The organism is Streptomyces eurocidicus, from assembly GCF_002891295.1.
Lineage (GTDB): Bacteria > Actinomycetota > Actinomycetes > Streptomycetales > Streptomycetaceae > Streptomyces > Streptomyces eurocidicus.
On sequence record NZ_LGUI01000008.1, the window covers coordinates 227,373 to 251,683 of the forward strand.

General features: G+C 72.9%; 21 protein-coding genes. 13 read left to right on the top strand and 8 right to left on the bottom strand.

The window, feature by feature from the left end:
* Positions 1–1,581, bottom strand: a complete 1,581-nt coding sequence (locus AF335_RS23125; protein WP_102920349.1) for a class I adenylate-forming enzyme family protein — start codon at positions 1,579–1,581, stop codon at positions 1–3.
* 129 nt (positions 1,582–1,710) lie between these two features.
* Here AF335_RS23125 and AF335_RS23130 point away from each other — a divergent pair, with 129 nt between their 5' ends.
* The 4 genes from AF335_RS23130 to AF335_RS23145 all read left to right on the top strand — a co-directional run bounded on the left by AF335_RS23130 (position 1,711) and on the right by AF335_RS23145 (position 6,020).
* Positions 1,711–2,910 carry an amidohydrolase family protein gene (locus AF335_RS23130; protein ID WP_102920350.1) on the top strand — a complete coding sequence of 400 codons (1,200 nt, stop codon included), beginning with the start codon at positions 1,711–1,713 and terminating at the stop codon, positions 2,908–2,910.
* Between the two features lie 4 nt (positions 2,911–2,914).
* Positions 2,915–4,084 (top strand): acyl-CoA dehydrogenase, encoded by a 1,170-nt coding sequence (locus AF335_RS23135; protein ID WP_102920351.1) that lies wholly within the window; start codon positions 2,915–2,917, stop codon positions 4,082–4,084.
* Positions 4,085–4,086: 2 nt separating this feature from the next.
* Positions 4,087–5,130: an acyl-CoA dehydrogenase family protein gene (locus AF335_RS23140; protein ID WP_102920352.1), complete on the top strand. Its 1,044-nt coding sequence runs from the start codon at positions 4,087–4,089 to the stop codon at positions 5,128–5,130.
* Positions 5,131–5,543: 413 nt separating this feature from the next.
* A complete protein-coding gene (locus tag AF335_RS23145) occupies positions 5,544–6,020 on the top strand; it encodes an ATP-binding protein (RefSeq protein ID WP_184743797.1) in 477 nt (158 codons plus the stop codon).
* Between the two features lie 261 nt (positions 6,021–6,281).
* Here the strand turns inward: AF335_RS23145 and AF335_RS23150 are convergent, their stop codons facing one another.
* Positions 6,282–7,208 carry a cyclase family protein gene (locus tag AF335_RS23150; RefSeq protein WP_102920353.1) on the bottom strand — a complete coding sequence of 309 codons (927 nt, stop codon included), beginning with the start codon at positions 7,206–7,208 and terminating at the stop codon, positions 6,282–6,284.
* A gap of 97 nt (positions 7,209–7,305) precedes the next feature.
* Between AF335_RS23150 and AF335_RS23155 the strand changes: the two genes are divergently transcribed.
* The 4 genes from AF335_RS23155 to AF335_RS23170 all read left to right on the top strand — a co-directional run bounded on the left by AF335_RS23155 (position 7,306) and on the right by AF335_RS23170 (position 12,105).
* A complete protein-coding gene (locus tag AF335_RS23155) occupies positions 7,306–8,226 on the top strand; it encodes an SDR family NAD(P)-dependent oxidoreductase (RefSeq protein ID WP_102920354.1) in 921 nt (306 codons plus the stop codon).
* 21 nt (positions 8,227–8,247) lie between these two features.
* Positions 8,248–9,405, top strand: a complete 1,158-nt coding sequence (locus tag AF335_RS23160; RefSeq protein ID WP_102920355.1) for an acyl-CoA dehydrogenase family protein — start codon at positions 8,248–8,250, stop codon at positions 9,403–9,405.
* Positions 9,402–10,865 carry an aldehyde dehydrogenase family protein gene (locus AF335_RS23165; protein WP_102920356.1) on the top strand — a complete coding sequence of 488 codons (1,464 nt, stop codon included), beginning with the start codon at positions 9,402–9,404 and terminating at the stop codon, positions 10,863–10,865. The genes AF335_RS23160 and AF335_RS23165 overlap by 4 nt, the downstream gene beginning before the upstream one ends.
* A gap of 169 nt (positions 10,866–11,034) precedes the next feature.
* Positions 11,035–12,105 (top strand): Zn-dependent alcohol dehydrogenase, encoded by a 1,071-nt coding sequence (locus tag AF335_RS23170; protein ID WP_102920357.1) that lies wholly within the window; start codon positions 11,035–11,037, stop codon positions 12,103–12,105.
* Positions 12,106–12,142: 37 nt separating this feature from the next.
* On the opposite strand, the gene AF335_RS23175 is transcribed toward AF335_RS23170, so the two are convergent.
* Positions 12,143–13,180 carry a GlxA family transcriptional regulator gene (locus tag AF335_RS23175; RefSeq protein WP_102920358.1) on the bottom strand — a complete coding sequence of 346 codons (1,038 nt, stop codon included), beginning with the start codon at positions 13,178–13,180 and terminating at the stop codon, positions 12,143–12,145.
* A 150-nt stretch (positions 13,181–13,330) separates the two neighbouring features.
* Between AF335_RS23175 and AF335_RS23180 the strand changes: the two genes are divergently transcribed.
* Together AF335_RS23180 and AF335_RS23185 are read left to right on the top strand one after the other, a co-directional pair.
* The gene (locus AF335_RS23180) at positions 13,331–14,701 is read left to right on the top strand and encodes an MFS transporter (protein ID WP_102920359.1); all 1,371 of its coding nucleotides are present in this window, start codon (positions 13,331–13,333) and stop codon (positions 14,699–14,701) included.
* Positions 14,702–14,764: 63 nt separating this feature from the next.
* Entirely contained in the window at positions 14,765–15,772 is a 1,008-nt protein-coding gene (locus tag AF335_RS23185; protein WP_102920360.1) for a hypothetical protein, read from the top strand.
* Between the two features lies 1 nt (position 15,773).
* Here the strand turns inward: AF335_RS23185 and AF335_RS23190 are convergent, their stop codons facing one another.
* The 3 genes from AF335_RS23190 to AF335_RS23200 form a co-directional block, all read right to left on the bottom strand.
* Positions 15,774–16,412, bottom strand: a complete 639-nt coding sequence (locus tag AF335_RS23190; protein ID WP_228773400.1) for a flavin reductase family protein — start codon at positions 16,410–16,412, stop codon at positions 15,774–15,776.
* A 79-nt stretch (positions 16,413–16,491) separates the two neighbouring features.
* A complete protein-coding gene (locus AF335_RS23195; protein WP_102920361.1) occupies positions 16,492–17,376 on the bottom strand; it encodes an enoyl-CoA hydratase/isomerase family protein in 885 nt (294 codons plus the stop codon).
* A 55-nt stretch (positions 17,377–17,431) separates the two neighbouring features.
* Positions 17,432–19,657: an acetate--CoA ligase family protein gene (locus AF335_RS23200; protein WP_102920362.1), complete on the bottom strand. Its 2,226-nt coding sequence runs from the start codon at positions 19,655–19,657 to the stop codon at positions 17,432–17,434.
* Positions 19,658–19,849: 192 nt separating this feature from the next.
* Here AF335_RS23200 and AF335_RS23205 point away from each other — a divergent pair, with 192 nt between their 5' ends.
* A complete protein-coding gene (locus AF335_RS23205; protein ID WP_102920363.1) occupies positions 19,850–20,269 on the top strand; it encodes a Zn-ribbon domain-containing OB-fold protein in 420 nt (139 codons plus the stop codon).
* A gap of 46 nt (positions 20,270–20,315) precedes the next feature.
* Here the strand turns inward: AF335_RS23205 and AF335_RS23210 are convergent, their stop codons facing one another.
* The gene (locus tag AF335_RS23210; protein WP_102920364.1) at positions 20,316–21,491 is read right to left on the bottom strand and encodes a thiolase C-terminal domain-containing protein; all 1,176 of its coding nucleotides are present in this window, start codon (positions 21,489–21,491) and stop codon (positions 20,316–20,318) included.
* A gap of 93 nt (positions 21,492–21,584) precedes the next feature.
* On the opposite strand from AF335_RS23210, the gene AF335_RS23215 reads away from it, so the two are divergent.
* Complete coding sequence (locus AF335_RS23215) at positions 21,585–22,802, top strand: acyl-CoA dehydrogenase family protein (protein ID WP_102920365.1); 1,218 nt, start codon at positions 21,585–21,587, stop codon at positions 22,800–22,802.
* A 29-nt stretch (positions 22,803–22,831) separates the two neighbouring features.
* A complete protein-coding gene (locus AF335_RS23220) occupies positions 22,832–23,341 on the top strand; it encodes a nitroreductase/quinone reductase family protein (protein ID WP_376697855.1) in 510 nt (169 codons plus the stop codon).
* Positions 23,342–23,449: 108 nt separating this feature from the next.
* Here the strand turns inward: AF335_RS23220 and AF335_RS23225 are convergent, their stop codons facing one another.
* Positions 23,450–24,097 (bottom strand): TetR family transcriptional regulator, encoded by a 648-nt coding sequence (locus AF335_RS23225; RefSeq protein WP_087927647.1) that lies wholly within the window; start codon positions 24,095–24,097, stop codon positions 23,450–23,452.
* Between the last annotated feature and the right edge of the window lie 214 nt (positions 24,098–24,311).

The following is a 24,311-nucleotide window of genomic DNA, read 5'->3' on the forward strand; positions in this document are numbered from 1 at the left end:
TCAGCCCGCCCCGGGCCCGTAGCGCTCCCGCAGCTTGTATTTGAGGACCTTACGGAGCGTCTCGTTACGGGGCAGCGCGTCGACGAGCTCCAGCTGCTCGGGAACCTTGTGCACGGACAGCCCCGCGTCCCGGAGGAAGGCGGCGACGTCCGTAAGGGTGAGCGGTGGGACCCCGGCGGGCTGCTGGACGACCGCGCAGACCCGCTCGCCGCGTACCTCGTCGGGGAGGCCGATGACGGCGACGTCGGCCACGCCGGGATGTCCGTGGAGGAGTCGTTCCACCTCCTGGGCGGAGATGTTCTCGCCCTTGCGGATGATGACGTCCTTCGTGCGCCCGGTGAGGACGAGATGCCCGTCGGCCGTCAGATGGCCGAGGTCCCCGGTGATCAGGAAGCCCTCGGGGTCGAAGGCCCCGGTGTGCTGCTCCGGGTCGAGGTAGCCCCGGCAGACCGCTTCGCCGCGCAGCCGGACGTGCCCGTCCGTCCCGGCCGCCACGGGCAGACCGGCCTCGTCGACCACCCGGATCTCCATCCCCTCCGGCGGCCGTCCCTCGGTCCCCGCCAGGTGCTCGTCGGTGTCGTCCGGGTCGCCCATGGTGATCATCGGGGCCTCGGTCATCCCGTAGCCGTGGACGAGCCGGCAGCCCAGTTCCCGGACGACCTGGTGGTACAGCTCGGGCGGCTTGGGCGCGCCGCCGCCCGCCAGCAGCCGCAGGGCCGGGAGCAGCGGCCGGCCGGGGTCCTTGCGCTGTTCGGCGAGGAACATCGCGTAGAAGGCGGTGGAGCCGCCCGCGACGGTCACCCCGTGGCGGCGGAAGGCGCCGAGGGAACCGGGGAGTGCGAAGTGCTCCATGAGCACGGCGGGGAAGCCGCACAGCAGCAGCATCACGGTGTAGTCGGGCCCGGCGACGTGCGCGTAGGGGAAGGCCATGGAGCCGACGTCGTCCGGGGTGAGGCGCAGGGCGCGGGCGAGGCAGGTGCCGGCGGCGATGAGCCCGCGGTCGGTGTGGAGGGTGCCCTTGGGGTCCGAGGTGGTGCCGGAGGTCCAGTAGACCCAGCGCACGGAGGTGCCCTCGGCGGGCGGCTCCGGAAGGACCGCGGGGTCGCCCTCCGGGAGGGTGTCGTAGGCGGTGAACACCAGGGGTGGGGACGGGAGGGACAGGGCGAGCCGGAAGCCCATCGCCGTGTGGTCGAAGCCCCGCCACACCCCGGGCACGGCGAAGAACCCGGCCCCGGTGGCGCGGAGCGCGTGGCCGGCCTCCCGGTCGCGGTAGTAGGGGATGAGCGGTGTCTGCACGGCGCCGAGCCGGGCCAGCGCGAAGGACAGGACGACCGTTTCGAGGCGGGTGGGCAGCTGCCAGGCGACCCGGCCGCCGGGCCGTACCCCGAGGCCGTGCAGGCCCGCCGCGACCCGCTCGGCGCGGTCCCGCAGGGCGCCGAAGGTCAGGCTCCGGTCGGTGCCGCCGGGCCCGGGGTCGTCGGCCTGGACGAGCGCGAGGGCGTCGGGGGTGCGGGCGGCGCGGCGGTCGAGCAGCTCCCACAGGGTCCGGGAGGCGGCGAGGTCGGCGGCGGTACCGGTCATGGGGGCTCCCGACTTGACCTGACTGGGTGTCAGGGTGAGCGGGAAGCGTAGGGCGCCGCGCCTTGTCGGTCCAGGGTGCCGGGGCTAGCCTCGAATCTGACGTGTCGTCATATATTTGGGAGGGGTGCCATGGAACTGCCGCGCATCGTCAGCGTCGACGACCATGTGATCGAGCCGGCCCACCTCTTCGCCACCTGGCTGCCCGCCCGGTACCGCGACCGCGGCCCCCGCGCGCTGACCACCGGAATCGGCGAACTCCGCTACACCGGAGGGAAGTACGTCACCACCATGGACCCCGACGGTCCGCCCGCCGACTGGTGGGTCTACGAGGACCTCGCCTTCCCGTACAAGCGCAACATCGCCGCCGTCGGCTTCGACCGCGACGAGATGACCCTGGAGGGCATCACCCGCGCCGAGATGCGGCCCGGCTGCTGGGACCCCGTGGAACGGCTGAAGGACATGGACCTCAACCACGTGGAGGCGTCGCTCTGCTTCCCCACCTTCCCCCGCTTCTGCGGTCAGACCTTCGCGGAGGCGCGCGACAAGGACGTCGCGCTCGCCTGCGTGCGCGCGTACAACGACTGGATGGTCGAGGAGTGGTGCGGTGACAGCGGCGGCCGGCTGATCCCCCTCTGCCTCATCCCCCTGTGGGACGTCGCTCTCGCCGTCGCCGAGATCCGGCGCAACGCCGCCCGCGGCGTCCGGGCCGTGACCTTCAGCGAGATCCCCACCCACCTGGGCCTGCCCAGCATCCACTCCGGCTACTGGGACCCCTTCTTCGCGGCCTGCCAGGAGACGGCCACCGTCGTCAACATGCACATCGGCTCGTCCTCGCAGATGCCGGCGGCGTCCCCGGACGCCCCCGTGGCCGTACAGGCGACACTGTCCTTCAACAACGCCATGGCCTCGATGGCGGATTTCCTTTTCAGCGGCGTCCTCGTGCGCTTCCCCCGTCTCAAGCTCGCCTACAGCGAAGGGCAGATGGGCTGGATTCCCTACGCGCTCGAACGCGCCGACGACGTATGGCGGGAACACCGCGCCTGGGGCGGAGTACGTGATCTGATCCCCGAACCTCCCTCCGTCTACTACTACCGGCAGATCTTCTGCTGCTTCTTCCGCGACAGACACGGGATCGCCTCGCTGGACGTCGTGGGTCGCGACAACGCCACCTTCGAGACCGACTATCCCCATGTCGACTCGACCTTCCCGCACACCCGGGAAGTGGCACTCGACCATATGCGGGGCCTCGACGACGAGACCGTCCACAAACTCGTACGGGGCAACGCGATCCGCATGCTCGGCCTGGACCTCGACCGGGCGGGCGGCTGATCCCATGGACCTTTACGAGACCCCCGAGGAGCAGGAATTCCGGCACCGGCTCCGCGCGTGGCTGAGGGGGAAGCTGCCTACGCTGCCGCCCGAGCCGGCCGCCACGGACTGGCCCGGCCGGCGGGCCTACGACTGCGCCTGGCAGCGCGCCCTCCACGACGCCGGATACGCCGGACTGCACTGGCCGGCCGACGCCGGCGGCCGGGGCGCCACCCCCACCCAGCACCTGATCTTCCTGGAGGAGACCGAGCGGGCGGGCGCGCCCTACGTCGGCGCCAACTTCGTCGGCCTGCTGCACGCCGGCCCCACCATCGCGGCCGAGGGCACCGACGGGCAGCGGGCCCGCTGGCTGCCGCCGATCCTGCGCGGCGAGGAGGTCTGGTGCCAGGGTTTCTCCGAACCCGAGGCCGGCTCCGACCTCGCCGCCCTCCGCACCCGGGCCGTCCGGGACGGCGACTGCTACGTCGTCGACGGCAGCAAGCTGTGGACCTCGCACGCCGAGGTCGCCGACTGGTGCGAGCTGCTCGTCCGCACGGACCCCACGGCCCCCCGCCACCGGGGTCTCTCCTGGCTCGCCCTGCCCATGGACGCCCCCGGCGTCACCGTGCGCCCGCTGCGGACCCTCGCGGGCTCCACGGAGTTCGCCGAGGTCTTCCTCGACGCCGTGCGGGTGCCCGTCACCCACCGGCTCGGCGCCGAGAACGACGGCTGGCGGGTCACCATGGTCACCCTGTCCTTCGAGCGCGGGACGGCCTTCGTCGGCGAGGTCGTCGCCTGCCGCCGCACCCTGGCCCGGCTCGCCCGCGCGGCCCGGGAGAACGGCCGCTGGGACGACGCCGTCCTGCGCCGCCGCCTCGGGTCGCTGCACGCCGAGTTCTCGGCGCTGTGGCGGCTGACCCAGTGGAACGTGAGCGAGGCCGAGCACGCCCCCTCCGGCGGCCGTGGCGGTGTGCCGGGCGTGGCGGGCTCCGTCTTCAAGCTGCGCTATTCCCAGGCCCGCCAGGAGCTCTACGAGGCGGCCGCCGAGGTCCTCGGCCCCGACTCCCTCGACGGCGGCCACGAATGGACCGCGGGCCGCCTCTCCTCGCTCTCCTACACGATCGCCGCCGGGACCTCGCAGATCCAGCGGAACATCGTCGCCGAGCGCGTCCTCGGCCTTCCCAGGGCCCGGTGACCATGGACTTCCGGCTGACCGACGACCAGCGCGCGCTCCGGGCCGGGATGCGCGAGCTCCTCGCCGCGAGGTTCCCCCGCGAGCGACTGCGCTCCCTGGTGGACGGCGACCCGCTGGACGGCGCCGGGGCCGTCCGCGAGCTGTGGCGGGCGCTCGGGGACGCCGGGCTCTTCGCCCTGCGGCTGCCCGAGAGCGACGGCGGGTCGGGCCTCGGACTGCCGGAGGCCGTGCTCCTCTTCGAGGAGACGGGGCGGGCCCTGCTGCCCGGCCCGCTGGCCGCCACCCACCTCGCGGCCGGCCTGGTGCCCGGCGCCGCCGAGGGCCACCGGCTCGTCACGGCCCTGGACCGCCCCGGCCCCGTCGCCCACCTCGCGCAGGCCGCCGCCGTACTGCTGCTCGACGGCGCCACCGCCCGTGTGCTGACCCCCGGCGAGGGCGAGGGCCCGAAGGCCCTGGGCGCCGCCCCGCTCCGGTCCGTGGACCCGGCGACGCCCCTGCACCGGGTGCCGCACCTCCCCCCGCCCTTGGGGGGAAGCTCACTTGAAGTGACCGCCGACGCCGGTCGGTTGTACGGGGAAGCGACTTTGCTGACCGCCGCGCAGCAACTGGGCAGCGCCCGCCGCACCGTGGAGACGGCTGTCGCCCACGCTCGTCGGCGCTTCCAGTTCGGTCGCCCCGTCGGAGCCTTCCAGGCCGTCCAGCACCTCTGCGCCGATATGCACGTACGCGCGGAACTCGCTCGCGTGAGCGTCTACGCGGCCTCGATCACCGCGGATCCGGCCGAGATCGCCGGCGCCAAGCTGCTTGCGGACAGTGCTGCTATCCGCAACGCACGTGACTGTCTGCAAGTGTATGGGGGCCTGGGCTTCACCTGGGAAGCCGATGTCCATCTGCATCTCAAACGCGCCTGGATTCACGCCGGTCAGTGGCAATCGGTTGCCGAAGGCGAGGAATTCCTGGCGAACAGGCTGCTCATGAGTGGTCCCCCGGAAACTTCCTCGGATGTTTTGGCCGGAGGTTTGGACGGCGGCAATGTCGCCCTGTAATCGGCATGGGTGAAATGCCGGGCATGTCATACATAACCCATCACAGGACGTCGATATCAGGCTGTGTCCTGTGCGTTACTCGTTACTGGGCGGAGTCGGCCCCGCCCTCCGGTACTCTCCCTTGGATGCGAGTGGTTCAGAGGCGCAGCGAGCCGGATGTTGTCCATGTGGCGACGTCTGGCGGGAAAATGTCTGGCACTCGTGTCGGAACGGGGCCCGTGGTCCCCCGATGTTCGAGTCTCCGCAGCGCGCGTCGCACAGTATGCAGTACGCATACTCCTTTGCGCCGGAATATGCCCGAAGCGCTTGTTGAGGTGACTGAGCGTCAACCATGCTGTCTTGGAAAGGGATCACGTTCCGTGACCCCTCGGAGACGCGAGGCGTTGTGTCCGCCGGTTCGGATGGTGTGAGCGGTGCAGGTGCTTCAGATGCAGATGGAGGTCCGGGCCGATCCCGCGGAGGTGGGGCGGGCCCGCAAGTGGGCGAGGTCGCGCCTCGCGGGTTCCGGGATAGGTGTCGACGAGCCCCTGGCGGAGACGCTGATCCTGCTCATCTCGGAGCTGGTCACCAACGCGGTGGTGCACACCGGCTGTCCGGCCGTCCTGCGCATGCTCTTCCCGGATGTGGGAGGACCCTCGGGTGCCGCGGGGTGCTGCGCTGGCACGGTCCGGGTCGAGGTCGCCGACATCAGCTCCCGCCCGCCCCGCCGACGGCGCGCCGAGGGTGATGACACCGGTGGCCGGGGCCTGGAACTGGTAGACGGCCTGGCCGACCGCTGGGGCTGGCAGCCCGAGGGTGACGGCAAGCGCATCTGGTGCGAGGTCGATCGCGGTGCCGCCTCCTGGGTCGGCGCTTTCGAGCCTCCGCGCGCCGTGACAAATAGGGCTTAGTCGACAAAGTCCAGACCAGGTGTTGACGTGAAGTGTCCACGTGATCACCCTTGGACGCAGCGATTCGTTGCGAGGGGACGTCGAGAGGCCCGTTCGTACTGGGCTGCCTCGGCGAGTGCGGGTCGCGGTCCGGCGCGTACAGGGCTACAGCGCCGGAGCCGGCGGCGACGTGCGGTGCCGTGCTCGGGGTGCGCATCGGCGCGTCGCCGCCCGCCCGTCCTGTCGCGGGTCGGCCGGCCCCTGGGGGCCGTTGTGTTCCGGTCAGAGGATCGCGACCGGCGCGACCGGGGATCCCACGCCGCCCACGAAGGGCTCGGGCGTGGCGGTCAGCAGGAAGGCGTACCGCCCTTCCTCGGCGCAGGCCGCCGACAACTCCTCCAGGTCCCAGTTCTGCCCCTGGAGCATCCCCATCTCGACCAGGTGGAGGGCGTGCACCGGGAGCCAGAGGCCGTCGAGCTCGGGCGGGACGATCTCGAAGGTGAGCGTGTCGTTGGCGACCGCGGCGACGTCGTGGGCGTGGAACCACTCCGGGGTGCGGATCGACAGCCCGGGCGACGGATAGCCGTACGCCTCTCTGTCGCCCGCCAGATACCGCTGTATCTGACCTGTCCTGACGAGCGCGATGTCGCCGGCTCGGACGGTGACCCCGGCCAGCTCCGCCGCCGCGTCGAGATCCTCGGGGGTCACGACGTGCCCGGCGTCGAGCCGCTCGACGCCCCGGGCGCGGGCCACGTCGAGGAGCACGCCGCGCGAGACGAGGTGCCGGACCGTCTGGATCCCGCTGTGCCCGGCCCGGCCGTGCACGGTGACGGAGCCCGACGGGCGTCCGTTGTAGATCCGCCCGCCGTGCGACACATGCGGCAGGGCGTCCCAGTGGGTACCCGCCTGGAGGCCCATCGTCACGGCGTCGTCGCTCGTGGCGATCGTGTCCGGGCCGAACATCTCCTGATTGACCGCGATCATTGTGTGCAGGGGGTTCACTCTGCCGGGGATCAGTCCGGTCTGCACCCCGTCCTGCCGTAAGGGCACCGCCAGGGGAACGCGGCGGCCGGTCCGTACGGTCGCGGCGGCCTCGTGGACGACCGGCCCGGTGATGAGGTTGAGCGTGCCGATCTCGTCTTCCTCGCCCCAACGGCCCCAGTTGTTTACTCGTTTGGCGATCTCATGGAATTCCGGCGGCAGTGACATGTGATCCCTTCCGGATCGGAGGTCGTGCGGGTCTTGTGCCCACGCCCAGTCTGCTCAAAAATCTAACGGTCCGTCAGATGGTGGGGAGGGGTGCCGCGTGGGGAACTTCTTGGCCGGCAAGGTCGTCGCCGTCACCGGGGCGGGCCGTGGCATCGGACGGGCGGTGGCCCTCGCCTGCGCCGCGGAAGGCGCACGGGTCGTCGTCAACGACTACGGCGTCTCCCTCGGCGGCGGGGAGCCGACGAGTGAGATCGCCACGGCGGTGGCCGAGGAGATCGAGGCCGCCGGGGGCACGGCCGTGGCCCTCGCGGACGACATCTCGACGATGGCCGGAGGCCGGCGCGTCGTCGACACGGCACTTACCCGCTACGGGCGGCTCGACGGCGTCGTGTGCGTCGCCGGCATCCTGCGGGAACGCATGCTCTTCAATATGACCGAGGAGGAATGGGACCCGGTCGTCGCCACCCACCTCAAGGGCACCTTCACGGTGTTCCGGGCCGCGTCCGCCGTCATGCGGCAGCAGAAGCACGGCACCCTCATCGGCTTCACCAGCGGAAGCCACCAGGGCAGCGTCTCCCAGGCCAACTACGCGGCCGCCAAGGGCGGTGTGATCTCCCTCGTCCGCAGCGCGGCCCTGGGCCTCGCCAAGTACGGCGTCACCGCCAACTGCGTCGCCCCCGTCGCCCGGACGCGCATGTCCGCCAACGTGCCCACGGAGCTCACCGAGATCGGCGAACCCGAGGACGTCGCACCGCTGGTCGTCTATCTCCTGAGCGAGCGCGCCCACGACGACGGCGTCACCGGACAGGTCTACACCGTCGCCGGCCCCAAGATCGCCGTCTGGGCCCAGCCCCGCGAGCTCCGCGCCGCCTACGCGGACGGCGCCTGGACCCCGGAACGGATCGCCGACCTCCTGCCCGGCACCGTCGGCACCGATCCGATGCCTCTGCTCACCCACCCGCAGGCCGCGACCCGTCCGAACGGGTCGAAACCGTCCGGAGAACGCCCCGACGCCTGACGGGCAGAGAGCGAGAAGCGCGTGGACTTCGCATTCGGGCCCGAGGACGAGTCCCTCCGGGAGGAGGCCCGCGACTGGCTCACCCGCCACCTCGCCCCCGGCCCCGCCCCCGACCCCCGTGCATGGGAGCGCAGGCTCGGCGCCGACGGCTGGATCGGCCTCGGCTGGGACGCCGCCCACGGCACCTACGGCAACCGCACCGCCACCCTGACCGGCCAGGTCGTCTGGGCCGAGGAATACGCCCGTGCCCGGGGCCCCGCCCGCCTCGGTCACATGGGCGAGCAACTCCTCGCCCCCACCCTCCTGGCCCACGGCGACGCGGCCCAGCGCATCCGCTTCCTTCCCGCCATCGCCCGTGGCGAGGAGCTCTGGTGCCAGGGCTACAGCGAGCCCGGGGCCGGCTCCGACCTCGCCTCCCTGCGGACCGCCGCGGTGCCGGACGGACGCGGCGGCTACCGGATCACCGGGCAGAAGATCTGGACCTCGTACGCCCACGAGGCCGACTGGTGCTTCCTGCTGGCCCGCACCACCAAGGGCTCCCACCGGCACCACGGACTCTCCCTCCTGCTCGTGCCGATGGACCAGCCCGGCCGGATCGAGGTCCGGCCCATACGCCAGATGTCGGGGACCGCCGACTTCAACGAGGTCTTCCTCGACGGCGCCCGAGCCCGGGCCGGGCACCTCGTCGGCGGCGAGGGCAACGGCTGGAAGGTCGCCATGGATCTCCTCGGGCGCGAACGGGGCGTCTCCACCCTCGCCCGGCAGATCGGCTTCGCGGCCGAACTGTCCCGGGTGCTCCAACTGGCCCTGGAGACGGGAGCCGCAGAGGATCCGGCCACACGCGACCGGCTCGTACAGCTGTGGGCCGAGCTGCGGACCATGCGCTGGAACGCCCTGCGGACCCTCGGGGCGGCGGGGGACCCCGGAGCGCCCAGCGTCGCCAAGCTGCTCTGGGGCCGCTGGCACCAGCGTCTCGGCGAACTGGCCATGCGGGTCCGCGGCCCGGCCGCCACCCTGGGCCCGTACGACTGGTGCGCCGAACGGCCCTATGAACTGGACCCGTTGCAGGGTCAGTTCCTCTTTTCCCGGGCCGACACCATCTACGGCGGTTCGGACGAGATCCAGCGGACCATCATCGCCGAGCGCGTGCTCGGCATACCCAAGGAGCCACGTCCATGACCACGTACGGACACTGGATCGACGGCTCCTGGCACGCGCCGGAGAAAGGGCACTATCCAATTGTCAATCCGGCGACCGAGAAGGTCGTCGGGGAGGCCCCGGAGGCGACTCCCGCCGAAGTCGCCTTGGCCGTGACCGCCGCGCGGGCCGCTCAGGACGGCTGGTCCCGCACCTCGCCACGCGAGCGCGCGGCCGTACTGGACCGGATGGCGGATCTGATCACCGAACATCAAACCGAGCTCGTGTCCCTCCTTCAGGCCGAGACAGGCGCGACCCTTCGCCTCACCTCGGCCATGCAGGTGCCCGTGGCGGCGGACCGCTTCCGCCGCTACGCGCAGGGCGCGCTCGAACCGACAGTCATCCCGCTCGCACCACACCCCGTCCAGGGCAGCCCGATCGCCCCGGGCGGCCTCATCGGCGCCGCGGCGGTCCGGCGCCCCGTGGGCGTCGTCGGGTGCATCACCTCCTACAACTTCCCGATCGTCAATCTCGCGGGCAAGGTCGCCCCGGCCCTGGCCATGGGGAACGCCGTCGTCGCCAAACCGGCGCCGCAGGATCCCCTCTGTGTGCTCGCGCTCGGCCCGCTGCTGCGCGAGGCGGGCCTGCCGAACGGCGTGCTCAACATCGTCACGGGTTCGGGCCCCGACGCGGGCCGAGCGCTCGTGGAACACCCCGGCGTCGACATGATCAGCTTCACCGGGTCCACCGCCGTCGGAAAACAGATCGCCGGGACCGCGGGGAGGTCGATGAAGCGCACCCTGATGGAGCTGGGCGGCAAGGGCGCGGCCATCGTCCTGGGGGACGCCGACGAGAAGGCGGTCAAGTCGGCGATCGGGGCGGTCGGTTCGGTCTGGTCCTTCCACAGCGGACAGATCTGCACGGCGCCGACCCGGGTTCTCGTCCATCGATCGCTGTACGAGGAGGTCGTCACCGGCCTCACACACTACGCCCGTACGCTGAGGGTCGGGGACCCTGTGGATAACTCCACGGTCGTCGGCCCGTTGATCTCCGCCGCCCAGCGCGACCGCGTCGAGGCGTACATCGCCGGGGCCCGCGCCGAGGGCGCCCGTATCGCCGTCGGCGGTACCCGCCCCGACCTCGCCCCCGGCTTCTACGTCGCCCCCACGCTCATCACCGGTGCCACCCCCGATATGACCGTCGCGCGCGAGGAGTTGTTCGGGCCCGTCGTCGTCGCGCTCGCGTTCGACGACGAGGACGAAGCCGTCCGGATCGCCAACGGCACCTCGTACGGCCTCCACGACTACGTCTTCAGCGCCGACACCGCCCGTGCCTGGGCCTTCGCCGCCCGTCTGCGCAGCGGGAACGTCGGCGTCAACACCGTCCAGCGGCACCCGGAGACACCGTTCGGCGGATTCAAGGAGAGCGGTATCGGCCGCGACGGCGGCTCCTTCGGCCTGCACTCCTACAGCGAGCTCCAGTCGCTCGTCTGGCCGTCCTGAGCCGGAACGCACGCCTCCAGAGCCCCGCTTGAGCCCTGCCCGAGCCCCGTCCGAGCCCCGTCCGAGACGAAACCGTTCCGCGGGCGGCCGCGCCGGACCACATGGAACTCCACATGACCGCATGGGAGCGGACGAGACCGTTCGTGACCGGATGAGAGGCGGAACCGCCATGAGAGGCGTCATCTTCGACGGCGAGCGACCGCAGGTCGTCGACGACCTGGAAGTCCGCCCACCCGGCCCCGGCGAGGTCCTTGTCGCGATCGCCGCCGCCGGGCTCTGCCACAGCGATCTCTCGGTCGTCGACGGCACCATTCCCTACCCCCTTCCCGCCGTCCTCGGCCACGAGGGAGCCGGGGTGGTCGAGGAGGTCGGGCCGGGCGTCACGCACGTGGCCCCCGGTGACCACGTCGCCTTGTCGACCCTCGCCAACTGCGGCACCTGCGGCGAGTGCGACCGCGGCCGCCCGACCATGTGCCGCACGTCGATCGGCCGGCCCGGCCGCCCCTTCACCCGGCGCGGCGCCCCGCTCCACCAGTTCGCGGCCAACTCGGCCTTCGCCGAACGCACCGTCGTCAAGGCCGTCCAAGCCGTCCCGATCCCGGCCGAGATGCCCATGACCTCGGCCGCCGTCATCGGCTGCGGCGTGCTGACCGGCGTGGGCGCGGTCCTCAACCGCGCGCGTGTCCGGCACGGCGAGACGGTGGTGGTCATCGGGGCCGGCGGTATCGGCCTCAACGTCCTCCAGGGCGCCCGGATCGCCGGGGCCACGACCGTCGTCGCCGTCGACGCGAACCCCGCGAAGGCGCCGGTGGCCCGGCTGTTCGGAGCCACTCACTTCATCGACGCCGGCACCGTCCCCGACACCCCGGCCGCCGTCCGCGCGATCCTGCCCGACGGCGCCGACCACAGCTTCGAGTGCGTCGGGGACACCGCCCTCGTCCGGCAGGCCGTCGACCTCCTCGGCCGCCACGGCCAGGCGGTGCTCCTCGGCGTGCCACCCGCCCACGCGGAGGCGTCCTTCCTCGTCTCCTCGCTCTACCTCGACAAGTCGATCCTCGGCTGCCGCTACGGATCGTCGCGACCGCAGCACGACATCGCCCTGTACGCGCGCCTCTACCGTGAAGGCCGCCTTCTGCTGGACGAACTCGTCACCCGGACCTATCCGGTCGAGGACTTCACCAAGGCCGCCGACGACGTGCACCGCGGCCGGGTGGCCCGCGCCGTCCTCACCTTCTCCTAGACCCCGTTGGACCCCGTCCGGTCCTTACGGAGCCCGCTCAGCGGCGCGCGTCCGCCGGACGGGCGGGCGCCGCGCGGAACGTGCGCCGGTACGCCGTCGGCGAGACGCCGAGCGCGGCCTGGAGGTGCTGCCGCATCGACGCGGCCGTCCCGAAGCCCGCGTCCTGCGCCACCTGGTCCACGGAGAGATCGGTGTCCTCCAGCAGGTGACGCGCCCGCTCGACCCGCTGCTGGGTCAGCCACTGCCCGGGGCTGATGCCCACCTCCTCACGGAAGCGGCGGGTGAAGGTCCGTACGCTCATCGCCTCCCGCTCCGCCATGTCGCGCAGCTGGATCGGCTCGTGCAGCCGCCCCAGCGCCCAGGCCCGCGCGGCCGTGGTCGTCGCGACCTGCGGCTCCGGCACCGGACGCTGGATGTACTGGGCCTGGCCGCCGTCGCGGTGGGGTGGCACGACGCTGCGCCTGGCCACCTCGTTGGCCACCGCCGAGCCGTGGTCACGCCGCACGATGTGCACGCAGAGGTCGATGCCGGAGGCCACCCCCGCCGAGGTCAGGAGATCACCGTCGTCGATGAACAGCACATCGGCGTCCACCCTGACCGACGGGTACAGCCGCTGGAAGCGGTCCGTGCTGCTCCAGTGCGTGGTCGCCGGCCGCCCGTCCAGGAGCCCCGCCGCCGCGAGCACGAACGAGCCGGTGCAGATCGACACCATGCGGGTCCCGGGGCGTACCCAGGCCAGCGCGGCCGCCTGCTCCTCGTCCAGCCGCCCCTCCGTGAACGCCGGGCCGAGCTCGTACGAGGCCGGTACGACGACGGTGTCCGCCGTCGCCAGGGCCTCCGGCCCCCGGTCGACGATGATGTCGAAGTCCGCGTCCGTACGGACCCCGCCGGGCGCCAGCGCACAGGTGACCACCTCGTACAGCGGGTCACCGGCGGAGGTCGTGGCCTTGCCGAAGATGCGGTACGGGATGCTCAGCTCGAACGGGATCACGCCGGGCAGGGCGAGGACGACGACGCGGTGCGGCGGCGCGTCCGGATGCTGATCGCTCCGCCTGACCCCGGTGGACTGCGACATGTGTGTACGCCCCCTCAAGCGATACCCGATGCCTGTCGGTCTGTGTCCTGACAAGGCTGCCCCGGAGCCGGGCATTCCAGGGACCCCACGACGGCGATCCCAGGGGTCCCACTACTCCGCCGCCCCTACCCTATGGCCCGATCCTGACGAATGCTGTCCTTCGGGCCACTCGATGCCCCGGGCGGTGCGCCCGATGCTGACCGGGTGACCCAGACGACCCGTCCCCCCACCCTCCCCGCGCGCGGCGACCGGCGGCGCCGTGTCCACCGCGCCTGGTCCGTCGCCGCCGTCACCTTCGTGACGATCATCGGCGCGGCGGGCTTCGCCTCCCTGCCGGGCCTGCTGATCGAACCCCTGCACGGCGAGTTCGGCTGGTCCCGGGGCACGATCGGCCTCGCCGCCTCGGTGAACCTCGCCCTCTACGGGCTCACGGCGCCGTTCGCGGCCGCCCTCATGGACCGTTTCGGCATCCGTAAGGTCGTCGCCTGCGCCCTTACGGTCATCGCGATCGGCTCCGGGCTCACCGTCTTCATGACGGCGAGCTGGCAGCTCGTCCTCTGCTGGGGCGTGCTCGTCGGCCTCGGCAGCGGCTCGATGGCACTGGCCTTCGCCGCCACCGTCACCAACCGCTGGTTCGTCGCCCGGCGCGGCCTGGTCACCGGCATCCTCACCGCCGCCGGCGCCTCCGGACAGCTGGTCTTCCTGCCGCTGCTCTCCTGGATCGTCGAGCACCACGACTGGCGGCCCGCCGCCGTGACCGTCTCGGTCGCGGCCCTGGTCGTCGTCCCCTTCGTCTGGCTGCTGCTGCGCGACCACCCGGCGGACGTCGGGCTCAGGGCGTACGGGGCCGAGTCGTACGCCCCCAAGCCGCCTCCCGCGCCGGGGGCGGCGCGGCGCGCCCTGAAGGCCCTGACCGAGGCCGCCCGCACCGGCCCCTTCTGGCTGCTCGCAGGCACCTTCGCGATCTGCGGCGCCTCCACCAACGGCCTGGTCAAGACGCACTTCGTGCCGGCCGCCCACGACCACGGCATGCCGATCACGGCCGCCGCCGGCCTGCTCGCGGTGGTCGGCGTCTTCGACGTCGTCGGCACGATCGCCTCCGGCTGGTTCACCGACCGCTTCGAGGCCCGTCGGCTGCTGGCCGTCTACTACGCGCTGCGCGGCGTCTCCCTGATGTTCCTGCCGATGCTGATGGCGCCGTCCGTCCACCCGCCGATGATCTTCTTCATCGTCTTCTACGGCCTGGACTGGGTCGCCACCGTCCCGCCCACCATCGCCCTGTGCCGGGAGCACTACGGCGACGACAGCGCGATCGTCTTCGGCTGGGTGCTCGCCTCCCACCAGGTGGGCGCGGCCCTGGTCGCCTTCCTCGGCGGCGTGGCGCGGGACGCCCTCGGCTCGTACGACCTGGTCTGGTACGCCTCGGGGGCGCTGTGCGCGGTGGCGGCGCTGATGGCACTCATCATCCGCAGGCGCCCCGCCGCCGCCCCGGCACCGGCCGGAGCGGCCGCCGCTGTGTGATCCCTCTCGCGGAGGCAACCTTGCGGGCCCCGGGGGAATCCTTCTGGGGGAGAGGGGCTGGTCATGACACAGCAGGCCGAGCCGGACGCGATGCCGGCCGACGACAAGCACGACGCCGCGCCCGGGGAGACCCCTCGGGCGCCGAAGCGTGTGACGCACGCGGACGGCTTCGGCGCGGCCTTCTGCGCGTCCATGGCCGCCCTGTGCGCCGAGGCCGCCATCGGTGGGACGGCCGCCCTCCTGGTGATGCTCTCGCGTGACCACGACAGCCTGCCGAGCGGCATCGTCGTGGTCGCCGGGCTGGTCGTCGCCGTCGCGCTGCTCGCCGTACTTGTCAGCGGCTTCGTCACGGCCGTGACGGTGATGCCCGTTCTGGCCCTCGCCCGCAGGGTCGCGCGGCGCGCCGGACGGGCGGAGCGCTGGTGGTGGACCCTGGCCGCGGTGCCACTGGTGGCGGCCGCCGCGGTGGTGGTCTTCGGCGGTGTGGCCGCACTGGGCAGCCTCTCCCTGGCGCCTCCGCCCGCCTACCTGCTGTGGTGGGGCGCCCTTACGGTCGGACTGTCGCCGGCGTCCCTGGTCGCCGGGGCGGCGAGCCGCCGGGTCCGCGACGGGCGCCCCGTGCGCATGGCCCGCAGAGTGGTGCGCGACGGACTGCTCGCCTGGCTCGCGGTCGGCGCCCTGGGCGCCGGGGCGTACGGCACCGGTCTGGTGAAGGTCTACGAACCGCCCCGGCTGGAGAAGGCGGACCTCGTGGGCGTCTGGAGCGACGGGCACGGCGGCGAGGTTGAGCTGACCTCCACCGGGACCGCGGTCGCCAAGGGCCTCGACAACTACGTCTGGGACGGCATGGGCCATGCCCAGCCGAAGGACTGCGACGGCTCCGGCAAATGGGTGCCGGTGAAGCGCGAGGGGAGCGTCGAGGGCGTGTCCCTGACCATAGGCAGCTGCGAGCTCGCCCGGACCTGGAGCGTCGGCGGCACCGGGAAGGAGCCGCGGATCTCCCACGAGGTCGGCAAGCCGGGCTCCGGGAAGCACTACACGCTCGCGAAGGTCGTCGCGCACAAGAAGTAGGTCAGGGGGTCAGTGTGCCGAACACGCCCCGGTGGAAGAGCAGCGGTCCCGCGCTGGCTGCGCCCTCGTCCGTCCCCAGCGCCTCGACCCGTCCGACGACGATGAGGTGGTCCCCGCCCGTGTGTACGGCATGGACCGCGCAGTCGACCCAGGCGGGCACCCCGGCGAGCAGGGGCGAGCCGGTGACGGGCGCAGGCGCGTGCCGTACGCCCGCGAACTTGTCGGCCGTCCGCGCGCCGCTGACCGCGAAGGAACGGCACAGCGCCTCCTGACCGGCGCCGAGCACATTGACGCAGAAGACCCCGGCGCGGGCGATGCGCGGCCAGCTGGTGGACGTCCGCGCCACCATGAAGACGACCAGCGGTGGGTCGAGGGAGAGCGCGGCGAAGGACTGGCAGGCGAACCCGGCCGGCGGCTCCACGGTGCCGGGCCGGTCCGTGCCCGGGGCGGTGACGACGGTGACGCCGCTGGCGAAGTGCCCGAGCACGCGCCGGAAGTCCTCCGGGGTCGGCGCGGGCCGGTCGTCCGCCCGGAGCGTTCGCACCGGCCGCGGGGCGGGGCGGGGCGCGACGGCGGTCGGTGCGCCGGCCGACCGCAGGTAGCGCACGGCGACGGCGGCCATCCCCGCGTGTCCCATCATGCCTCCATTGAATCTGATGGTCTGTCAGTTCGGAAGGTGTGGCGCGGGACGGGAAGGGGCCGGGTCCGGGCGGAACGGTTCAGCGGCCCCGGTAGACCGGGGCGCGGCGCTCCACGAAGCTCGCCACGCCCTCCCGCGCGTCCTCCGTCGCCATATTGATCTCCTGCGCGGCGGCCTCGGCGGCGAAGGCGGCCGTACGGTCCATCTCGAGCGAGGCGTTGACCAGCTGTTTCGTCAGGGCGAACGCCCGGGTCGGGCCGGTCGCGAGGCGGTCGGACCAGGAGCGGGCCGCGCCCGCCAACTCCGCCTCCGGCACCACGCGGTTCACCAGCCCCAGCCGTTCCGCCTCGGCGGCCGTGAGCGCGTCGCCGAAGAACATCAGCTCCTTCGCCCGGCGCGGCCCGACCAGCCGGGGCAGGAGATAGGCGCCTCCACCGTCGGGCACCAGCCCCCGGCGTGCGAACACCTCGATGAACGTGGCGCGTTCGGCCGCGACGACGAGGTCGCAGGCGAAGGCCAGGTGGGCGCCGAGCCCCGCGGCGGTGCCGTTGACGGCGGCGATCACGGGCTTCTCGCAGTCCAGCACCGCGCCGATCAGGCGCTGGGCGCCGCGCCGGATCACACGGGCCACATCGCCCGCGACGCGCCCGGCCGGCGGGCCCGGGCGCTGCGCGGCAGGCGCGCGGAGATCGGCCCCCGCGCAGAACGCCCGGCCGGTCGCCGTGAGGACCACGGCCCGCACGGCCGGGTCGGCGGAGTCCTGAACAAGTCGTGAAATCACGCGTTCCCGCTGCTCAGGGGTGAGGGCATTGCTCGCCCGGGGCCGGTTGAGGGTGATCCACGAGACGCCGTTGTCAGTGGTGTGGAGTATCACTGAGTCATCGGGCCCCACGGGCTCGACGGGCCGCGCCGCGTCCTCGGGACCGACGGGGCCGAGGGCATTGCCACGGGGGGATACGGGCATGGGGGAGCTCCTGGTTCTACGGGCCGTCGCGGTCCCGCGGGACGCCGCGCACGGCTCAGCGGCAGTAGGCCAAGGCGTCCAGGGCCACGGCGCCCTGGCCGCGCGGCAGCACCACGAGGGGGTTGATGTCCAGCTCGGCGAGTTCGCCGGCCAGCTCCAGCGACATCCGCTGGACGCGCAGGACGGTCTCGACGAGCGCGTCCACATCGGCCGGGGGCGCGCCCCGGACGCCGTCGAGCAGGGCACGGCCGCGCAGCTCGGTGAGCATCGTGCGGGCGTGCTCCTCGCCGAACGGCGGGACGCCCACGGCGGTGTCCCGCAGGACCTCCACCAGCGCCCCGCCCAGGCCCACCGTCACCGTGGGGCCGAAGAGCGGGTCGGGGGAGACCCCGACGACCATCTCCACCCCGCGCCCGACGAGCTGGCAGACCAGCACGCCGTCCAGTGGCAGCCCCTCGTAGCGCGCGATGTCGGTGAGCTCGCGATAGGCGTCCCGCACCTGGCTGGCCGAGGTCAGCCCGACCTTGACCAGACCGAGCTCGGTCTTGTGGGCGAGCCGGGGGCCGGACGCCTTCATGACGACGGGGTAGCCGACCAGCCCCGCCGCCCGGACGGCAGCCGCGGCGCTGGTCACCAGCTGCTCGCGGGGCACGCGGATGCCGTAGGCGCGCAGCAGCTGCTTGGCCGCGTGCTCGCTCAGCTGCTCGCCTGGGCGCATCAGCTCCTGGGCCTTGCGCGCGGAGGGGGAGAGGACGCGCGGCGCCTCGTTGAAGGGGGAGCGGTAGGCGGCGGTGAAGCGGTGGTGGCGGAGATAGGCGCTCACCGCGGTCACGCAGTTGGAGAAGGTGCGGAAGGTGGCCACGCGCGAGGAGCCGAGGAGGGTCGTGCGATAGGCGTCCTCCGTGCCGACGGGCGACCCCCACACCACACAGACCAGCTTGTCCGTCTCCTCCGCCGCGGCCACGAGATCACGCACGAGCCGGTCGCTCATGGGCGGGAAGGGCCCGGTGACGGGGCAGACCAGGACGCCGACGGCCGGGTCGGCGAGCAGGGCGTCGATGATCCTGCGGCCGCGCTCGTCGCCCACGGGGTGCCCGCCGCTGTCGACGGGGTTCTCGACGCTCAGGTACTCCGGTATCCACTGGTGGAGCTCGCGCTGCTTGGCGGCGGAGAGGGTGGGGAGGGCGAGCCCGACCGCGGCGGCGAGGTCCGCGAAGTGGGCGCCCGTGCCACCGGAGATCGAATAGACGGCGACGCCCTCGGCCCGTGGCGGGCGGGCGCGCGCGAGCAGGGCCGAGGTGTCCTGGAGCTCGTCCAGCCCGTCCACCCGGATCACGCCGAACTGCCGCATGGCCGCGTCCACGACCTTGTCCGCGCCGGTGAGCTTGCCGGTGTGGGAGGCGGCCGTGCGGGCGCCGGCCTCGGTCCGGCCGACCTTGACGGCGACGACCGGCACCTTGTGCCGCGCCGCGCGGTCCGCGGCGAGCAGGAAGGCGCGGCCGTCTTTGAGCCCTTCCACATACGCGGCGATGGCGCCGACCTCGGGGCGCGTGGCGAAGTAGGAGAGGAAGTCCGCGCACTCCAGGTCGGCCTCGTTCCCGGTCGGCGCCCAGTGGGAGAGCCGGATGCCCAGCTCCTGGAGGGCGAAGACGGGCCGGCCCTGGTGGCCTGACTGGGTGATCAGCGCGATGGCCGGGCCGTCGAGGTCGTCCCGGAACCGCTCGAAGGCGTTGAGGTTGGTGTTCGGCCCGAGGAGCCGGACCCCCGCCGCGCGGGCCGCGGCAGCGAGCCGTTCCTGGGCGGCGGCGCCCTCCGGGCCCGTCTCGGCGAACCCGGAGGCGAAGGCGACGGCGAACGCCGCCTTGGCGCCGGCCAGTTCGGCCATGACGGGCAGGGGATCGCCCACCAGGAGGACGGCGAGGTCGACCCGCTCGGGAAGGTCCGCGACGGAGGGATGGCAAGGGAGGTCGAAGACGGTTCCGCGGGTGGGGTGGACGGGGTGGAGGCGGGCGCCGACGCGCTCGCACCAGGCGAGGAGCTGACGGGTGATCCCGGTGTTGGGGCGGCCCTCGGCGTCCGAGGCGCCGATGACGGCGACGGTCTCGGGGCGGAAGAGCCGGTCGAGGTCGGGGACGCCCGAGTGCAGCGGCTGGCCGCTGACGTCGACGTCGGCGATGTCGGTGGCCAGGCCGTGGACGGCGGGGCCCGGACGCTCGCCGCAGGCCACCACGCGGGCCGGACGGGAGGTGGTGGTGAGTGTGCCGTGAGTCGATCCAAGCATCGTTCTCGTCCACTCCTGCTCAATGGCCGATACGTTGACGTATAGTCAGGCTACCGATCTGACGTCGCGTCAGGAATGGTGCGGAGCCGCGGTGCCGGCCGAAAGTGGCGCCTCTCCCTCCTCCTCGTCTGGGCTGCCGCTCACGGCGAGGGCCCGGCGTCGCGAGCGTCGCCGTGACGGGAGGCAGCCGACATGACCGTGTCCGTCCGTTTCGACGTGCCAGGGGTCGACGCGTTCACCCGGACCTACTGGGACGCCGCCGCCCGGCACCGGCTCCTGCTGCGCCGCTGCCGTGCGGCGGGGTGCGGCGCGGTCCACCACTATCCGCGCGAGTTCTGCCCGCGCTGCTGGGGTGAGGACGTCGTCTGGGCCGAGGCGAGCGGCCGGGCCACGCTCCACACCTGGTCGGTGGTCCATATGAACGACCTGCCGCCCTTCGGGGAGCGGCTGCCCTACGTCGCCGCGGTCGTGGACCTCGCGGAGGGCCCGCGCATGATGACCGAGATCGTGGAGTGCCCGGAGGACGCCCTGCGCATCGGGATGGGGCTGCGGGTCCGCTTCCGGCCGATACCCGGAACGCCCCTGAAGGCACCGGTGTTCGGGCCGGGATGAGCCGAGGGGCGACGGGGCCCCGGCCCTCCCGCCACGCCTCCCGCCGTCAGTCGCGGCCCAGGACCAAGGTCCCCGAGGAGCAGAACCAGCCCCCCGTCCCGGACGCGAGGGCGAGCCGTGGCGGCCCTCCGTCGCGGCCGCGCACCTGCCTGCCCTCCTCCGCCTCTCCCCGTAGCTGCCGCACGGCCTCGACCAGCAGGAAGAGGCCCCGCATCCCGGGGTGGCAGGCCGACAGCCCGCCGCCGTCCGTGTTCACCGGCAACCCGCCGCCGATGGTGAGCCTGCCGTCCGCCACGAACGCGCCGCCCTCGCCCTTCGCGCAGAATCCGAGGTCCTCCAAGGTCACCAGGGGCATGTACGTGAAGGCGTCGTACAGCTCCGCCACCTCGATCTCCTCCGGCGTGACGCCCGCGCGCCGGAACGCCTCGGGCCCCGAGACCGCTGCGGGGGACACCGTGAAGTCCTCCCACTCCGACATCGTCGTATGCGAGACGGCGGTGCCCGAGCCCAGCACCCATACGGGTGGTTTCGCCGTGTCCGCCACATACTCCTCCCCGGCCAGCAGCACGGCGCAGCCGCCGTCGGAACGTATGCAGCAGTGGAGCTTGGTGAACGGGTCGGCGATCAGCGGCCCGCCGAGGACATCGTCGACGGTGATCGGGGTGCGGTACATGGCGTGCGGGTTGTGCAGGGCGTTGGCGCGGGCCTGGACGGCGACGTCGGCGAGCTGCTCCAGCGTCGTCCCGTACCGGTGCATATGGCGGCGGGCGGCCATCGCGTACTTGGCGACGAGGGTGTGACCGTAAGGAGCCTCGAACTGCGCGGGACCGTAAGGCCCCAGGGAGAGGCCGGCGGCGCGGCGGCCCGCCTTGAGGTCGGCGCGGGCGGTGGAGCCGTAGACGAGGAGGACCGCGTTCGCGTGGCCCGCGGCGATGGCGTCGGCCGCGTGGGCGGCCATGACCTCCCAGGTGGAGCCGCCGACGGTGGTGGAGTCCACCCAGGTGGGCCGCAGGCCCAGGTAGTCGGCGATCTCAAGGGGGGCGAGGGTGCCGGTCCCGGCGGAGGCGAGACCGTCGACGAGTCCCCGGCCGAGGCCGGAGTCGGCGAGGGCGCGCCGGGCGGCTTGCGCGTGCAGGGCGAAGGAGGTGGCGTGGTCGACCCGGCCGCAGTCCGAGAGGGAGACGCCGACGACGGCCACCTTGCGTGTGCTGCCTGGGCTCATAAATCTGACGGTACATCAGTCATTGGGCCCCGGCTCTGGGAAAGTGCTCCACGCGCCTCTAATGTGACGACCCATCAGTATGGGAGGTCTGCCGTGGACGCCGCGCTGAGCGAGGAGCAGGAGAGGATCCGGCGCACCCTGCGTGACGTGCTGCGGGAACGCTGCGGCCCGGGCGAGGTCAGAGCCGCGGTCCGCACCGAGGCCGGTTACGACGAGGAACTGTGGCGCCGGCTCGCCGGCCGGGTCGGGCTGGCGGGGCTGGCCGTGCCGGCCCGCTACGGCGGCGCCGGCTGCGGCCCCACGGAGCTGGCGCTGGCCTGCGAGGAGACCGGCCGGGTGCTGCTGCCGTCCCCGCTGCTGGGCACCGCCGGCCTGGTGGCTCCCCTGATCGTCGCGCTGGGCACGGAGGCGCAGCGCGCGGAGCTGCTGCCGCGGCTCGCCGCCGGTGAGCTGACGGGCGCCTTCGCCGTGCCGGCCGGGGCGCTGCCCGCCGCCCTGGGACTGACGGCGCCCAATGACGGGGACTGGTCCGGCGGCGGGCGCGCCGGTGGTGTGCAGGCCCGGCCGGCCCCGACCGGGCCGGGCTGGCGGCTCTACGGGGAGGCGTCCCAGGTACTCGGCGGGCACAGCGCCGATCTGCTGCTGGTGGCCGCCCGCACCGGAGGCTACGCGCGCGGCCGGACGCTGCTGTTCGTCCTGCGCCCCACGGGAGCGCGCGGTGTGACCCGGGCCCGGCTGACCGCCCTGGACGAGACCCGCCCGCAGGCCCGCGTCCAGCTGCGGGACACGGAGGCCGCCCTCCTGGGAGACGCGGAGGCCGACGTGCCGGACGCGCTGGCGCGGCTCGGCCGGTGCGTGGCCGCCGTGCTCGCCGCGGAGGCGGTCGGCGCGGCGGACCGGGCGCTGGAGCGGACGGTCGCCCACGCGTGCACCCGGGAGCAGTTCGGCAGACCGATCGGGTCGTTCCAGGCGGTCAAGCACCGGCTGGCCGATCTGTACGTGGCGGTGCAGGCGGCGCGTTCGGCCGCGTACTACGCGGCCTGGGCGGTAGGCGGGGGCGCCACGGACGACGGCACGGCGGGCGGGCTCGCGCTCGCGCAGGCCCTGGAGGCGCTGCGCAAGGTCGCGGGCGAGGCCGTACAACTCCACGGAGGTATCGGAGTGACGTGGGAGCACGAGGTGCAGCTGTACTTCAAACGGGCCGCGTCGGACGAGCTGTTGTTCGGTCCCGTCCACCGGTTGCGGGCCCGCGCGGCGGACGAGGCCGGGCTGTTTGCCGGCCGGACGGCCGGGGAAGCGGTGGCCCTGTGACGAACGCCGTGGAGCGCATCGTGAGAAGGGTGTCCTCGACTCGTACGTTCGCGAGGATCGCGCCGCATGTCGTACCGGCCCTCGACCGGGCCGTGCACCGGTTGACCGGCGGCAGGAGGATGCTCAGCGACCGGATGCTGCCGAGCCTCGTCCTGACGGCGAAGGGGGCGAGGAGCGGGCGCCTCCGGCGGACACCGCTCGCGTGCATGCGGGAGGGCGATCCGGCGAGCGCCTGGGTGCTGGTCGGCAGCAACTTCGGCAGGCCGGGGCACCCCGCCTGGACGGGGAACCTGCTGGCGCACCCGGATGCGGAGATCAGCTGGAAGGGACGGGACGTCCCCGTACGGGCACGGCTGCTGGGCGGGGCGGAGCGGGAGACCGCGTGGGCGGCGGTGGTGCGGTTCTGGCCTCCGTACGCGCGCTATCAGGCGCGGGTGGAGCGGGAGATCCGGCTCTTCAAGCTGGTGCCGAGGGATGTGGCGGACCCGGGGGCCGCGGGGGCTTCGGGAGAGGGCCCGGTCGCCGGGCCCGGACGCTGAGCGGAGGTCGCGGGGCGACGGGCGGTGGAGGTCACTGCGGCGGGCCGCTCCGGGCCGAGCCGGTGCGGCCCGCCGCTGCGATGACAGGACGTGCGAGGAGCCGGCGCGCTACCTGGTCGGCTTCTTGCCGGTGATGCCGAGGTGGACGAGGAGCGCGAGGTTCGGCTTCAGCTCGGCCTGCTTGACCCCCCAGCTCTGGAAGCCCTTCTGGTGCGAGGCGACCGCGGCGAGCATCGCGACGAGCGAGCCCGCGACCGCCGCGGGGTTGACGTCCTTGTCCACCTTGCCCTTGGTCTGGAGCTCCTTGACGGAGTCGGTGAGGGAGCTGGTGACGGCGTTGAGGATCTTCATACGGATCTTGTAGAACCGCTTGTCGCCCTCGGCCGCCCCGAGGTCCACGACGCGCAGGATGGCGTCGTGCTTGCGCCAGAACCCGAGGAAGCCGTCGACCAGCTCCTCGGCCGCCTGCCAGCCGGACTTGCCGACCCAGGAACGTCCGGCGACGAGATCGGTCAGGCTTGCGCCTTCCTTCGCCATTTCCTCGGCGATCTCCAGCACCGCGCCCTCGACGTCGGGGAAGTACTGGTAGAAGGTGGCGGGGGAGGTGCCGGCCTTGCGCGCGACGTCGATGACCTTCACGTCGCGATAGGGCGAGGAGCTGAGCATTTCGCTGAGGCAGTCGAGCAGCTTCTGCCGCGTCGCCTGGCCGCGTCGGCCGGCCACGCGGCCGTCGACGGTGCGTACTTGTCCTGTCATGCCGTCAGCTTACCGAGGGGTGATCGGAGCGCGATTCGGCCGCATGCAAATGGGGGCAGGGGGGTGGGGAGGGGTGTAAGGCCAGCTCAGGCGGCATATCGAGGCCCGCCGGGAGATCGGGACGGATTGGCCCGTACCGGTGAATCGTCTTATCAACAGGCTGTGGACAAGGCCGGTCGAGCGGACTCCCCGGGGTTATCCACAGGGCCGGGCG